The organism is Halotalea alkalilenta DSM 17697, assembly GCF_000621205.1.
In the GTDB taxonomy this organism is placed as follows: Bacteria; Pseudomonadota; Gammaproteobacteria; order Pseudomonadales; family Halomonadaceae; genus Halotalea; species Halotalea alkalilenta.
The window spans coordinates 20,597-34,241 of the sequence record NZ_KK211234.1 but is presented as its reverse complement, the minus strand read 5'-3'; the positions used below and the strand labels follow the sequence as shown (position 1 = coordinate 34,241).

The 13,645-nt window shown below is 65.8% G+C and carries 9 protein-coding genes, 2 tRNA genes and 1 pseudogene; 4 read left to right on the top strand and 8 right to left on the bottom strand.

From position 1 onward, the window contains the following. The first annotated feature begins 361 nt into the window (after positions 1–361). Positions 362–1,606 (top strand): MFS transporter, encoded by a 1,245-nt coding sequence (locus Q376_RS0119550; RefSeq protein ID WP_027351724.1) that lies wholly within the window; start codon positions 362–364, stop codon positions 1,604–1,606. Positions 1,607–1,866: 260 nt separating this feature from the next. On the opposite strand, the gene Q376_RS25570 is transcribed toward Q376_RS0119550, so the two are convergent. The 5 genes and pseudogenes from Q376_RS25570 to Q376_RS0119535 form a co-directional block, all read right to left on the bottom strand. After that, complete coding sequence (locus tag Q376_RS25570) at positions 1,867–1,965, bottom strand: SDR family oxidoreductase (RefSeq protein WP_162177925.1); 99 nt, start codon at positions 1,963–1,965, stop codon at positions 1,867–1,869. 28 nt (positions 1,966–1,993) lie between these two features. Beyond that, positions 1,994–2,557: pseudogene (locus tag Q376_RS25465) on the bottom strand (SDR family NAD(P)-dependent oxidoreductase); the annotation flags it as partial. Beyond that, positions 2,554–2,805 (bottom strand): hypothetical protein, encoded by a 252-nt coding sequence (locus tag Q376_RS25005; RefSeq protein WP_043449000.1) that lies wholly within the window; start codon positions 2,803–2,805, stop codon positions 2,554–2,556. The pseudogene Q376_RS25465 and the gene Q376_RS25005, both read right to left, overlap by 4 nt. 450 nt (positions 2,806–3,255) lie before the next feature. After that, positions 3,256–3,331, bottom strand: a tRNA-Asn gene (locus tag Q376_RS0119540). A 19-nt stretch (positions 3,332–3,350) separates the two neighbouring features. Next, positions 3,351–3,426 (bottom strand) — tRNA-Asn (locus Q376_RS0119535). Positions 3,427–3,845: 419 nt separating this feature from the next. On the opposite strand from Q376_RS0119535, the gene Q376_RS0119530 reads away from it, so the two are divergent. Together Q376_RS0119530 and Q376_RS0119525 are read left to right on the top strand one after the other, a co-directional pair. After that, entirely contained in the window at positions 3,846–4,103 is a 258-nt protein-coding gene (locus Q376_RS0119530) for a hypothetical protein (RefSeq protein ID WP_027351722.1), read from the top strand. A 332-nt stretch (positions 4,104–4,435) separates the two neighbouring features. After that, entirely contained in the window at positions 4,436–5,134 is a 699-nt protein-coding gene (locus Q376_RS0119525) for an SIMPL domain-containing protein (protein WP_245599005.1), read from the top strand. A 278-nt stretch (positions 5,135–5,412) separates the two neighbouring features. Here the strand turns inward: Q376_RS0119525 and Q376_RS0119520 are convergent, their stop codons facing one another. Continuing rightward, on the bottom strand, positions 5,413–5,610 hold the full coding sequence (locus tag Q376_RS0119520; protein WP_027351720.1) for a hypothetical protein: 198 nt from the start codon (positions 5,608–5,610) through the stop codon (positions 5,413–5,415). A gap of 188 nt (positions 5,611–5,798) precedes the next feature. Further along, on the bottom strand, positions 5,799–8,903 hold the full coding sequence (gene ydiJ, locus Q376_RS0119515) for a D-2-hydroxyglutarate dehydrogenase YdiJ (protein WP_027351719.1): 3,105 nt from the start codon (positions 8,901–8,903) through the stop codon (positions 5,799–5,801). Between the two features lie 172 nt (positions 8,904–9,075). Between ydiJ and Q376_RS0119510 the strand changes: the two genes are divergently transcribed. Further along, positions 9,076–9,984, top strand: coding sequence for a LysR substrate-binding domain-containing protein (locus Q376_RS0119510; RefSeq protein WP_027351718.1), 909 nt, complete (start codon positions 9,076–9,078; stop codon positions 9,982–9,984). Between the two features lie 29 nt (positions 9,985–10,013). Here the strand turns inward: Q376_RS0119510 and uca are convergent, their stop codons facing one another. Next, complete coding sequence (gene uca, locus Q376_RS0119505) at positions 10,014–13,613, bottom strand: urea carboxylase (RefSeq protein ID WP_027351717.1); 3,600 nt, start codon at positions 13,611–13,613, stop codon at positions 10,014–10,016. Positions 13,614–13,645: the final 32 nt, after the last annotated feature.

The following is a 13,645-nucleotide window of genomic DNA, read 5'->3' as shown; positions in this document are numbered from 1 at the left end:
ACGATCTCGCCTGTTCCTACTCAAGCTGCTGGAGCAAAACGACAGCCCCGGCCTGCTTCGGCAGGCCGGGGTCGTGATGTTGCGTCTACACCAAGCCCGGTTCGCCGGGCTTTTTCGTTGTACCGCGAGAGGCTTGAGAATCGGGGCAAACCGAATCTCAACCTCGCGGAGTCGGCTCTGCGTTTGCCTTCGGCAAGCATTGCAATGCCATAGCCAATGAGATGTCCGGAGATGGCACGTATCGTCGGCACTCTGGGGGAAAGATGGTGAAGCAACGCATCGATAGGATTCCCGGCGAGTATGGACTGCGAAAATGGCGCAGTCGGCTGAAGTCGCCGGAGATACAAGGAAAACGAAATCCATGGCGTCTTTCACGCAGTCACGCTTGCTTCCCCGTTCATTCTCCAGCCTGGCCTGGTCGAACCTCGCCGCTCAATCCGCCGAACAGCTAAGCCTGGCGGCGGCGCCGCTCATCGCCGTGCTGGCGCTGGGGGCCGGCCCTGGTGAGGTAGGCATGTTGGCGGCCATGCAGACCCTGCCATTTTTGCTGCTGTCACTGCCGCTGGGCGTGCTGGCTGATCGATTACCCCGGCGGCGGCTGATGCTCTGGAGCGAGGGGCTGCGGCTATCGTCTCTGCTGGCCATGCTGCTGGCGCTGTTGTGCTCCACGCTGACCATCGGCTGGCTGGCCGTGCTCGGCTTCGTGGGTGCCGTTGGTACCGTCGGCTTCAGCGTGGCGGCCCCTGGGCTGGTCTCATCTCTGGTCGCGCGTGAGGCGCTGGCGTCAGCCAACGCCCGCTTGGAGCTGGCTCGCAGCGCGGCCTTCGCTGCCGGTCCAGCCGTCGCGGGGGCGCTCGTCGCATCGGCCGACGCATCGGCCGCCTTCGTCCTGGCCGCCATATTGTCGGCGGCTGCCATTGGCCTGCTGTTGCGGTTGGCCGGACCCGCAGCCTCCTCGGTATCTACGCCGAGGCGGCATCCACTGCGCGAAGTGGCCGAGGGCGCGCTCTTCGTCTGGCGAGATACGCTGCTGCGACCGATCATGATCACTGGCGTGATCTTCAATCTCTCATGGTTCGCGCTGCAGGCCGCCTATGTGCCGTATGCGATCCGAACCCTGGGTCTCGGCGCGGGAGCGGTGGGCGCTACGCTGGCATTGTATGGCGCAGGTATGATCGTCGGCGCGCTGGCGACAGCGCGAGTGGTCGCCTGGCTGCCCCTGGGGCGGGCTATTCAGGTCGGCCCGATCGCCGGCGTGTTCGCCGCCGCCAGCCTCGCCGCGACGCTGGTGTTGCCCAGCACCTGGCTGGCGGCGCTATGCTTCTTCCTGCTCGGCGCCGGGCCCATGATATGGACGATTACCACGACGACGCTGCGCCAGAGCATGACCCCTGACGGCTTGCTCGGCCGCGTATCCTCTGTATTCCTGACGGCCAACGCTGGCGCGCGCCCCATCGGAGCCGCGCTGGGCGGGCTGGTGGGAGCTGGCTGGGGAGAGTCCGCCTGCCTGCTGGTCGCGCTGGTGGGCTTCATTCTTCAGGCCATGGTGATTCTGGGATCGCCTGTCGCATCGTTGCGAGGGCTGCCAGCGGCTGCCACGTCCTGATCAAGTGTGTTGGTAGGCCACTGCCCTGTCGTTGCCGCTGTCCTGGACGCTTGGCCACCAGGGTGAGAATGTCGTAGCTGGCGACCAGCTCGTTTTCCTGGTTGAACACCTTCACAAGCCGGCCATGTCAAGCGGCCAGCCTCGGTATCTCGCGTGGCCGGTCTTGGCGGTCAGAAATGTGCGACCTCAGTCGTTTGGTTGCTCTTCACGGAAAAGCCTATGGGGATGGCGGACCATGCTTTGGCCGCCCGCATGGAAAGTCAGGCACCGCTTCTCGTCCGGCCGCCGTCAACGTGGATGATCTGGCCGGTGATGAAGCCCGCATTCTCGGAAACGAGGAACGCGAGCGCATCGGCCACATCCTTCGGCAGGCAGGCGCTCGGCGAAGCCCTCGGTCTTCACGACGGTCGGCGCGATGGCGTTGGCCGTGATGCCCCTGTCGCCGAGTTCGTTGGCCAGCGCCTTGACGACGCCATGCACAGCACCCTTGCTGGAGATGTAGGCAAGGTCACGTGTCTGCGGATGCAGGGTTACGGACGAACCTGTCGCCACGATCCTTCCCCAGCCGGCTGTCGTCATGCCGGGGACGAAGGCCTTGGCAAAGTGGACGATTGCCTCGACATTGATCGCATGGACGCGGCGCCACACCTCGGAGGTGATCGACTCTAGCGTCGTCATCTGCATGTAGGCGGCGTTGTTGACGAAGATGTCGCAACGACCGAACCGTGCCAGTGCCGCCGCCGCCGCTGTCTCGATCTGCGCGGGTTCGCCGACATCGCAGGTGAGCGCCAGCTTCTCGCCCCGGCCGGGAAGCGCGGCGAGGAGCGGCGTGACATCCTCCCGGCCGATGATGACAAGGTTGGCGCCATCGGCCGCCAGCCGCTCGCAATAGGCCCGACCGATTCCGCGGCTACCGCCGGTGACGATCGCTGTTTTTCCTTCGAGTGTCATGGGTGTTTCTCCTCTAAGTTCAGTCTTGGTATCGGACGCGGGGCCGGTGCGGTCAGGCCGAGGACGGGCCTCAGACGGCTTTTCACGAGGAAGAGGATTTCGGGATAGATCTCCTTCGCGCCGTCGAGCAATAGCAGATCGATCGCTTCGGGCAGACCGGCGCGGTTTTCAGGGCAGTCAGGGGAGTGTCCAATCCGGGAAAAGCACTGCATTGTCTTGAAATACAAAATACGATCAACCCAACGCATTTAATAATCGCATTCCCAGCACGCCCCATGACAGATCGTCCAACGCCTCGGATTTCCTCACGACGCTCGACCGAGTGGGTGCCAACCATTTTGGAAGCGGCTATTCAGGTTTTGGCGACGGAGGGCGGGCGGACGACCGGCCAGTTGGGGGTAATCCTTGGCGACGCCACGAGACCACCGCTCGAGTGGCTTCGAACGCTGGTATGCGCCTTTTATCGCAGTTCGTCGCGACTGCGCATGAGACGGGAGTCAAAAGAGGTGACTAACTGTTTAACGCTAGCCGGTATAGCCAACGTAACAAAGGACTGGAGATAAATATCTGGGCAGGGCGAGAATTTTACGAGCAACTGCTGGTCACAGCCAACGTAGTGCGAGGAGCAATAGATGATGAGGAAGTAAACGGTGCAAGCCTGTTTTTCGATTACTGTCCATTGAGACAGGCGAAAGCAGTGGCTCCTCGAGCAGGACTCGAACCTGCGACCCAGTGATTAACAGTCACTTGCTCTACCAACTGAGCTATCGAGGAACATCAGGGGCGGTGCGGTTGGCTCCCCGAGCAGGACTCGAACCTGCGACCCAATGATTAACAGTCATTTGCTCTACCAACTGAGCTATCGGGGAACATCCTTGAGCACGCGGCGTAGTATACAGTTCCAAGCCTAAGCGTCAAGCCTGTAAGGGAAAACTCGGGTTGGGGGCGAAGTCGGTCGGGTGGCGTAGGCGCTTGCTGTCTCGTCGAGGAGGCGCTGCTGCCAGCGGTGGTGGGGTCGTGCTGGTGGGTGTTCCTTTGGTAGCGCTGTCTGCCCGCGATTGCCTGCCACCTGATCAGCGACGTCGACACCTTTCTGAGTGCGCGATAGGCGGGCGCTATTTCGATGATCGAAATTCATGTCGTGCGCGATAAAGTCGCTGACTATATTATATCCTCATGAAAGCAGGGGAAGCCGTCAGACGCTTCCCCGCTCATGGCAAGAAAAGTCGCGCACGATTAAATCGCTGAAGATCGAAGCCTGATCCCACACAGCTCAAGGAGCAGAACCATGAAATCAGTCAAGCTCGCCATCGCTGCCAGTGTCGTTGCCTTTGGCCTCACCAGTATGCAGTTCGCCAATGCTTCGACCTATGCGAGCATCGATAGCCGTCCTGGTGGCAACCGGGCCAACGTCGAGAGTATCGATAGCCGTCCGGGCGGCAACCGGGCCAGCGTCGAGAGCATCGACAGCCATCCGGGTGGTAACCGGGCCAACGTCGAGAGTATCGACAGCCGTCCGGGCAACAACTTCGCTGACATCTCCTGAGTGTCGGCTGACGGCAAGCTCGGATTCTGCTCCGATGGCTACCAGTGATGTAAACAGCGGCGGCTGGACCTCTCGGTCCAGCCGCCGTTTCGTTCTGTGATGATGACCGCAGCCGCCCTGTCGCTTGGTGGACCCGATCACCATGGTGTTGGCTGCTTGCTCAGGAATCAGGCTTTCGCAGGGGAACGCTTTGGGCGATGGTTCGTGGCATCCTATGCCCGCAAGCCGGATGGATGCCCATGACAGGAGTCCCTATGCACGTATTTCATCGCCCGCCCATGCTTTTCCTCGCAAGCGCTGCTATTACTGCCGCTCTGCTATCCCTTTCCCCTATGGCATTGGCCGCTGACAAGACACCGCCCGAGCTTTACGTCCAGGCGCAAGGCTCGATCGATGTCGCCCCCGACATGGCGACGGTGAATGCGCGATTGATGGAGCGTACGCCGGCGGTGTCCAGGGAGGAGGGAGCTTCCACCGATCCCGAGGCACTCGCCGAGGCGCGCGAGCGGCTGGAGGCGCGCGTGGGCGAGCTGATCAGGAAGATCGAGGCTGCAGGCGTCGAGCGCAAGGATATTCGCGCCGGCTCGCTCAGCGTGACGGCGGAGACCCTCGCCCGCCCGCAGGATGACGGCCAGAACCGTGAGCCACTGGTTCGTACACGCCTCGAGCGCCCGGTCAGCCTGACCCTGTATGACCTGGATAGCGTACCGACCATCCTCAATGCGCTGACCGCGGCGGGTGTCGATGATCTCGCCGGGATTCAATACGACCTCATCGACCGCGATGCGGCCTCCGACGAAGCCTTGCGCAAGGCCCTGGCGCGAGCGCAGGCGAAGGCGCAGCTGATCGCCGAATCGCTGGGCGTCTCGCTTGGACAGGTGATTAGAGTCGAAGAGACGCAGGCTCCGGTGTTCCGCCCGCAAATGAGCGTGGCTCGCGCCGCCGGCTTCGCTGGTGCTCCCGAGCCCGAGTATCGCGAGGGTGAGATTACGCTCGATGCAGGCGTCAACGTGACCTGGTCGATCGATTGACGCCAAGGCATCGTTTCGCATCGCTCGCCGCCTGCGTTCGCTCTAGGTGACAGCGGCAAGTCGAGGTTCGGTGCTCGGTTTGCCTCTACCAGGACCGGTGCAAACTTCATTCTGGTCGCTCTGGCCATGGCGAGATACGCCAGATGTCATCCAAGCGCTTTGGCTCACGTTGAACGATCCCTTCCCGCTGCTCCATATCGATGGACCAGTGGGAAGGGCTCGATGATGAGATCGATGTAGTGATTCGAACATGCGAAGCGGCGGGTCGTGGAGAAGGCTTAGGTAGTCTTCTCGGACGATGCGGCTGCGGCGTCGGTCACCTTATGGGCGCAGGCCTTGATCAAGGCCATGCGGTACTCGCTCAGATAGCCGCAGGTGTTGCACTTCAATTGGGCCGGGGCCTCTGCGGGCTGTAGCTTGACCGTTTCCTGACTATCGCATTTCGGGCACGCCAGAGCGCCTGACTTGTCATTCATGATGCTCTCCATTTTTCGTGACCCTTTCACCATACGCTTTTCTCACCCCTGCTGCAGAGCGGGCGTTCGAAGCCATGGGCGCTCGGTGGGCCTGTGGCGTGGGAGCGGGATGGAGAATGCGGATGCGGCATCCACCGGGCCGCTCTGCAGCGGCCCGGTGGGTGGGCTCGAGGTAGGGCCGCCCAGGATCAGCCGTCGATGGCCCGCTTGTGCGCGCGCAGCAGCGCCTGGAAGGGATGGTCGAGGCGGGTCGCGGAGAAACGCTTGACCTGGCTGCGGCAGGAGTAGCCGGTGGCCAGCATCACCGTTTCGCCGGCCTGCTCGATCTTCGGCTGCCAGGAGAGCGCGTAGATCCGCTTCGACGTCTCGAGGTTGCGCGCTTCGTGGCCGTAGGTGCCGGACATCCCACAGCAGCCGGTCTCGAGCGTGCCGAGTTCGAGGCCGAAGGCGGTGAACAGCCGCTGCCACCCGCTCACCGAGCCCGGCGCGGTGGTCTTCTCGGTGCAGTGGGCCAGCAGCCGGTACGCGCTCGCTTGGTTGGCGGGGTGAGTGAGCGGCCGGGCGAAGCGGTCCAGATGGTCGAGCAGCCACTCCTGCAGCAGCGCCACTTTGGGCGCCTGGCCGGGACCGAGCGCCTTGGCGTACTCCTGGCGATAGCATAGGGTCATCGCCGGGTCGATGCCGACCAGCGGTACGCCCCGGCTGGCCAGCGCCGAGAGCCGCTCGGCCTGACGCCGGGCGGTGCGCTCGAAGCGGCCGAGGAAGCCTTGCACCTGCAGCGGCTTGCCGTTGGCCGCGTAGGGCGCGACCAGCACCTCGACGCCAAGACGACGCAGCAGCTCGATCACATCGCGCACCACCGCGGTATCGAAGTAGCTGGTGAAGGCATCCTGCACCAGTACCACTGCCTGGTCCCTGCGCTCGGGCGGCAGCGCGTCGAGGCGCTGCGGTGTAGCGATCGGCACGTTCCAGGCGGCCAGCTGCTTGTGCAGCGGCGCGCGGGTCAGCCGTGGCATGTCGACCAGGCCGATCCAGCGTTCCACCAGCCGGGAGACGGGGCGCCAGCCGCCGAGTGCGTTGTAGGCCGCGGCGAACGGCGCCAGTCGGGGAATCATCGCCTCCAAAGCGCCGATCAGGTGATCGCGCGGCCCGCGCAGGTAGCGGCCGTGGTAGAGGGCGAGGAACTCGGCGCGAAAATCCGGCACGTTGACCTTGACCGGGCACTGGCCGGCGCAGGACTTGCACGCCAGGCAGCCGGCCATCGCTCCGTAGACCTGGTCGGAGAAATCATCGCGCTCGCGCTTCAGGCTGCGCAGGGCGCGAGCGGGCAGGGCGCGCAGATGATCGAGCGGACCGGCGCCGGCAAGCCGCTTGCGTTCGCGCTCGATATCGACGCCGGCCTGGTGCTGGCGCAGCAGCCACTCCTTGAACAGGGTCGCCCGCCCCTTGGGCGAGTGGACCCGGTCGCGGGTGCCCTTCCACGAAGGGCACATCGCGTCGTCGGGGTCGTAGTTGTAGCAGGCGCCGTTGCCGTTGCAGTGCATCGCGGCGCCGAAGTATCGCCAGCTTTGTACCGGAATCTGGCGATCGCGCTCGCCGCGGGTCGGTACTTCATCGATCTTCAAAAGCCGCCAGCTGGCCGAGGCTTCGGCGCTGCCGCTCGGGGTGGCGATCTTGCCCGGATTGAGCTGATTGTGCGGATCGCAGGCGGTCTTGATCCGCTGCAGCAGCGGATAGAGCGGCCCGAAGAATCCAGGCGAGTATTCCGAGCGCACGCCCTTGCCGTGCTCGCCCCACAGGAGCCCGCCATAGCGCAGGGTCAGCTCGGCGACCTCGTCGCTGATCTCGCGAATCAGCCGGGCCTGGGCGGGGTCCTTCATATCGATCGCCGGGCGTACGTGGAGCACGCCGGCGTCGACATGGCCGAACATCCCATAGTCGAGCCCACGAGCATCGAGCAGCGCGCGGAACTCGGCGATGTAGTCGGCCAGCCGCTCCGGCGGCACGGCGGTGTCCTCGACGAAGGGAATCGGGCGCTTCTCGCCCTCGACGTTGCCGAGCAGCCCAACGGAGCGCTTGCGCATCGCATAGACCGAGGCCATCTCCGCGCGGCCCCAGGCCACGGTATGGCCAAGCCGGGTCACCGAGGGGTCGGTGTCGAGATGGAGTAGAAAGGCTTTGACGCGTCTCGCCAGCGCGTCGGCATCCTCGTCATTGAACTCGACCAGGTTGATCCCCTCCGTGGGCACCGCCGAGCCGGGAGGGAAGTATTCGGCCACCCGTTCCCAGACGATGTCCGCCATCGCCAGTCCCAGCACCTTGTCGTCGATGGTTTCGATCGACGTCGGTGGGGACAGGGTCGCGGCGCCGTGCATCAAGGCCGAGGCGTCGCGCAGGGCATCCATGAAGCTTGCGTAGCGCACGTTGACCAGGGCCGAGTGCTTGGGGATGGGCAGTACGTTGAGCGTCGCTTCGACGATGAAGCCGAGCGAGCCCTCGCCGCCGCAGAGCAGGCTTTTGAGGTCGAGCCGGCCGTCGGCGTCGCGCAGGTGGGCGAGGTCGTAGCCGGTCAGGCAGCGATTGAGCGAAGGGAAGCGCGCCTCGATCGCCTCCCGGTGCTGGTCGATCACCTCGCGAGCGACGCGATGCAGCTCGCCTACCTTGCCGCCGGCATCGATCATCGCTTGGGCCTGGTCGGCATCGAGCGGCCGGGCCTCGAAACGCTCGCCGCCGATCAGCACGGTATCCAGCGCCAGCACGTGGTCGCGGGTCTTACCGTACTCGCAGCTGCCTTGGCCGCTGGCGTCGGTGTTGATCATCCCGCCGATCGTCGCCCGATTGGAGGTCGAGAGTTCGGGCGCGAAGAACAGCCCATGGGGTTTCAGCGCGGCGTTGAGCTGGTCCTTGACCACCCCGGCCTGGACCCGCACCCGGCGGCGCTCGACGTCGATCTCGATGATGCGATTGAGATGGCGGCTCAGGTCGACCACCACACCGTCGGTCAGCGACTGGCCGTTGGTGCCGGTGCCGCCGCCGCGGGCGGTGAGTACCACCTCGGCGAACTCCGCCTGCCCGGCGAGGCGCGCGACGAGCGTCAGGTCGTCCGCGTCGCGGGGAAAGATCGCCGCCTGGGGCTGGCGCTGGTAGATCGAATTGTCGGTGGAGAGCACCGTGCGGTGGGCGTCGTCGGTATCGATCTGCCCCTTGAAGCCAAGCTCGGCGAGGCGGTCGAGAAAGCGGCGATAGCGCGGGGCGAGCGTCTCGGTGGCCGAGTCGTCGAGCTGAGTGATCATGCCCAGGTGGCTCCAGGGGTGGAAGGTGTCGGCGCGGGCGGCACGGAGGCGTTTCGGATAATCTTGCGTAGGATTCATGGATCCCGGCCGCACCTCCCCGCATAGGCTATTCTGATCGGCAAAATGGGCGAGGACAAACGCATATCTCACAGGATATCCATGAGTTTTACGAATGAATCCACGTAGGCTGACGCCATCGATGTCGCTTTTGCTCGCCTTCGAGGCGGCCGCGCGCCACGAGAGCTACACCCGTGCGGCCGAGGAGCTGAAGCTCAGCCAAAGCGCGGTGAGCCGGCACGTGCAAGCGCTCGAGCAGCTGCTCGAGCTCAAGCTCTTTCGTCGCGAGGGGCGGCGGATCGCGCTGACCGAGGTCGGGCGGGTCTACCAGCGCGAGCTGAGCGAGGCGCTGGGCCAGATCCGCAACGCCAGCATGCGGGCGATTTCCCACCAGTCGGGCGGCGGATTCCTGCGCCTGGCGACGCTGCCCACCTTCGGCTCGAAGTGGCTGCTGCCGCGCCTGCACCGGTTCTACGCCGCTCATCCCCGCATGCTGGTCAATATCCACTCGCGCATCGACGCGGTCGACTTCCATGCCAGCGATCTCGACGCCGCGATCAGCGTGGGGGTCGATCACTGGCCGAACCTGGTGTCGCACCGGCTGCACACCGAGCGCCTGGCGGTGATCGCAAGCCCCAGGCTTGCCGGTGCGAAGAGGCCCATGGCGCCTTCGCAGCTCAACGAGTTCCTGCTGCTCAACGTGGTCAGCCGCGCCGAGGTGTGGGGGGAGTGGTTCGAGCAGCACGGCCTGGATTCGCGGGCCATTCGTCCGGGGCCGAGCTTCGAGTTGACCTCCCATCTGATCCAGGCGGTGGCCGACGGCATCGGGATCGGACTGGTGCCGCGCATCCTGGTCGAGGACGAGCTGCGCGAGGGCGAACTCGTCTCACCCTGGCCGTCGATCGTCAGCCGGCGCAGCTACTACCTGGTCTATCCGAAGCGCAACCAGTCCCTTCCCGCCCTCGAAGCCTTCCGCACATGGCTCGAGGGAGAGATAGCCGACAGCCACTTCGATCGTAACTGAGCTTCGAGACTCAGCATCGGGACGCTCGCTCAGTCGGCCGCGATCACCACCAGCGGCTGGCCGGCCGCCACGGCCGAGCCGGCCCGCAGCGGCAGCCTGACCACTTGCCCCGATCGGTCGGCGACGATCTCGATTTCCATCTTCATCGACTCGACCAGCGCCACCGGCTGGCCCGCCTCGACGCGCTCGCCCTCGGCGACCAGCAGTTGCCAGAGGCTGCCGGCGACCGGGCTTTCGACGCCATGTTCACCGCTGGCGAGAACGGCCTGTTCGCCCGGCGGCGGCAGGTGATCCTCGAAGCTGAACTGCCCCGAGGCCCGCCAGCGGGTCATCTCGGCCTGGAACGCTGCTTCGCGTCGCGCGCGAAAAGCATCGATCCTTGGCTGCGCCGATTCGAGCTCGGCGCGCAGGTCGCTGAGCCGGAAGCGACGCCGCTCGATCCTCAATGGATAGCGGCCATGGGGGAAGTCGCGGCGGATTCGTTCGAGCTCCTCGGCGCTCACTTCGAAGAACTGGAGCTGGTCGAAGAAGCGCAGCAGCCAGGGCTGGTCGAATTCCGCGGTGCGCCGATAGCGGTTCCACATCTGCAGGGTGCGGCCGACCAGCTGATATCCCCCAGGCCCCTCCATGCCATAGACGCAAAGATAGGCGCCGCCAATCCCGACTGAGTTCTCCGCCGTCCAGGTTCGTGCCGGGTTGTACTTGGTGGTCACCAGCCGATGGCGCGGGTCGAGGGGGCTCGCGACCGGGGCGCCGAGGTAGACATCGCCGAGCCCCATCACCAGGTAGCGCGCCGAGAACAGCGTCTCGCGTACCGCGTCGATGTCGTCGAGCCCATTGATCCTGCGGATGAACTCGAGGTTGCTCGGGCACCAGGGGGCGTCCGGGCGCACCGAGCGCTGGTACTTGTCGGTCGCTTCGCGGCAGGCGGGGTCGTCCCAGGAGAGCGGCAGATAGACCAGGCGCGATTCGACCTCGAGCCGCTCGACGTCGCGCAGCGCGATTTCCGCCTCGGCCAGGTGGGCGAGCAGCGCAGCGATGCCGAGCTCGCGGGGCTCGAAATGCAGCTGCAGCGAGCGAATGCCGGGAGTCATTTCCCTAAGCCCCGGCAGCGGATGGGCTTGCAGCCACTCCATCCAGGCGTGCACGCGCAGGCGCAGGGCGATGTCCAGCACCATCGCCCCGAACTCGATCAGCACGAAGTCGTCGCCGGCGCGGCGATAGACGATTCGCTCGCCGGCGCGTTCTGCGGCGACTTCGCGCAGCAGCGGCTCACCGCGCTCGATCTCGAGTCTCGGCATCGCCACCGGCGCCAGCTGGGCGATGAGCCGCTCCTGGGCGGCCTCCAGCGCTCGGGCGGTATCGATGCTGACTGGAACGAAGCGCACATGGTCGCCGGCGGCGAGCTGGCCGAGCTTCCAGCGCTCGGCGCGCACCACCACCGCGGGGCAGACGAAGCCGCCGAGCGAAGGCCCGTCGGGGCCGAGTACCACCGGCATGTCGCCGGTGAAGTCGATGCTGCCGAAAGCGTAGGCGTTGTCGTGGACGTTCGATGGATGCAGGCCGGCCTCGCCGCCATCGGCACGGGCCCACTCGGGATGGGGACCGATCAGCCGCACGCCGGTACGGCTCGAGTTGTAGTGCACCTCCCAGTCGTGGGCGAAGAAGGTATCGATGTCCGCATCGGTGAAGAAGTCGGGCGATCCGTGCGGACCATAGAGCACTGCGATCTCTATTCTCGAGCTACCGAAGCCCGGCCGCAGCGCCTCGGGGAGCGTACGCGCGGCGACCGGTGTCGTGGCGCTCAGCGCCAGCAGGTCCCCGCTGCGCAGGGCGCGGCCGGCGTGACCACCGAAGCGCCCGAGGGTGAAGGTGGCGCGCGAGCCGAGGTAGCGAGGGCAGTCGATGCCGCCGCGCACCAGCAGGTAGGCGCGCGCGCCGCGCTCGACCCTGCCGAGCGTGAGGATGGCGCCGGGCGCCACCTCGGTGACCTGCCACGAGCGCAGCGGCGCGCCGTCGAGGGTGGCGGCGATCGGCGCGCCGCTGAGCACGATCTGGGCGGCGCGGTGGAAGCGCAGCGTCGGGCCGGTGAAGGTGATCTCGAGCCCGGCTGCGTCGGCGGAGTTGTCGAGCAGCCGGTTGCCGAGTCGGAACGAGAGATCGTCGAACGGCCCCGACGGCGGCACCCCTACGTGCCAATAGCCCTGGCGGCCGGGGAAGTCCTGCACCGTGGTGAGGGTGCCGGGGCTGAGCACCTCGATCGCCCTGGGCGCCCAGTCGAAGGTATCGAGCCAGCGGGTGTGCATCCGGGCTTCGGCGAAGCGCCCATCGTCGAGCAGCGACACGAGCCAGGCACGATTGGTGGCAATGCCTTCGACCCGGCTCGCGGCGAGCGCCGAGGCCAGGCCCTGTCGGGCCTGTTTACGGCTGTCGGCGTGCTGGATCAGCTTGGCCAGCATCGGGTCGAACTGCGCCGACACCTCGAAGCCCGCCTCGATCGCCTGATCGATGCGCAGCCCCGGGGCGCTTGGCCATTCGACCTCGGTGAGCAGCCCCGCGCTGGGGCGAAACCCCTGGTGCGGCGCCTCGGCGTAGAGCCGGGCCTGGATCGCATGGCCGTGTGGCGCGAGGGCGGCTGCGCGGGCGTGAAGATCGCCCAGCGTGCCCGCGCCTAGGCGCAGCATCCATTCGATCAGGTCGAGCCCCCAGACCATTTCGGTCACCCCGTGTTCCACCTGCAGCCGGGTGTTGACCTCCAGGAAGTAAAAGTCCCCGCGCCTCGGATCGTAGATGAACTCCACCGTGCCGGCGCTGCGATAGCGCACCGTTTCGCCGAGCCGCACCGAGGCTTCGAGCATCGCCTTACGCACCGGCGCGGGTAGATTCGGCGCCGGGCACTCCTCGATCACCTTCTGGTGGCGCCGCTGGGTCGAGCAGTCGCGCTCGCCCAAGGCCACTACCCGGCCTTCGCCATCGCCGAACAGCTGTACTTCGATATGACGGGCATCGGCGATGTAGGCCTCGACGAACAGCGCCGCATCGCCGAAGTTGCGCTGGCTGGCCTGGCGCACCCGTTCGAACGCTTGGGTCAGCGCGGCGGCATCGAAGCAGGCCTGCATGCCGATGCCGCCGCCGCCCGCGCTCGATTTGAGCATCACCGGATAGCCGATCCGCTCGGCCGCGGCCAGTGCCTCGTCGAGGCTCGCGAGCAGCCCGCTGCCGGGTACCAGCGGTACGCCGGCGCGTTCGGCGAGCAGCCGGGCGCGATGCTTGAGGCCGAAGTCACGGACCTGCTCGGCGGTCGGGCCGAGAAATACCAGTCCGGCGGCTTCGCAGGCCTCGATGAAGGCGGCGTTCTCGCTGAGGAAGCCGTAGCCGGGATGAACCGCTTGGGCGCCGCTGTGCCGGGCGATATCGATCAGCTTGTCGATGTCGAGATAGGTATCGGCGGCGCTGCCTTCGCCGAGGGAATAGGCGGCGCCGGCCGAATGGACGTAGGGCGCGTCGCGGTCGGCCTCGGCGTAGACCACTACCGACTCGATACCGAGTCGCGCGAGGGTGCGCTGGATGCGGGTGACGATCGCACCGCGGTTGGTGATCAGAACTTTGTCGAACGGCTTGTCGAGCATGGTCGGTTCACGCAGTCAATGACGGGTCGTCC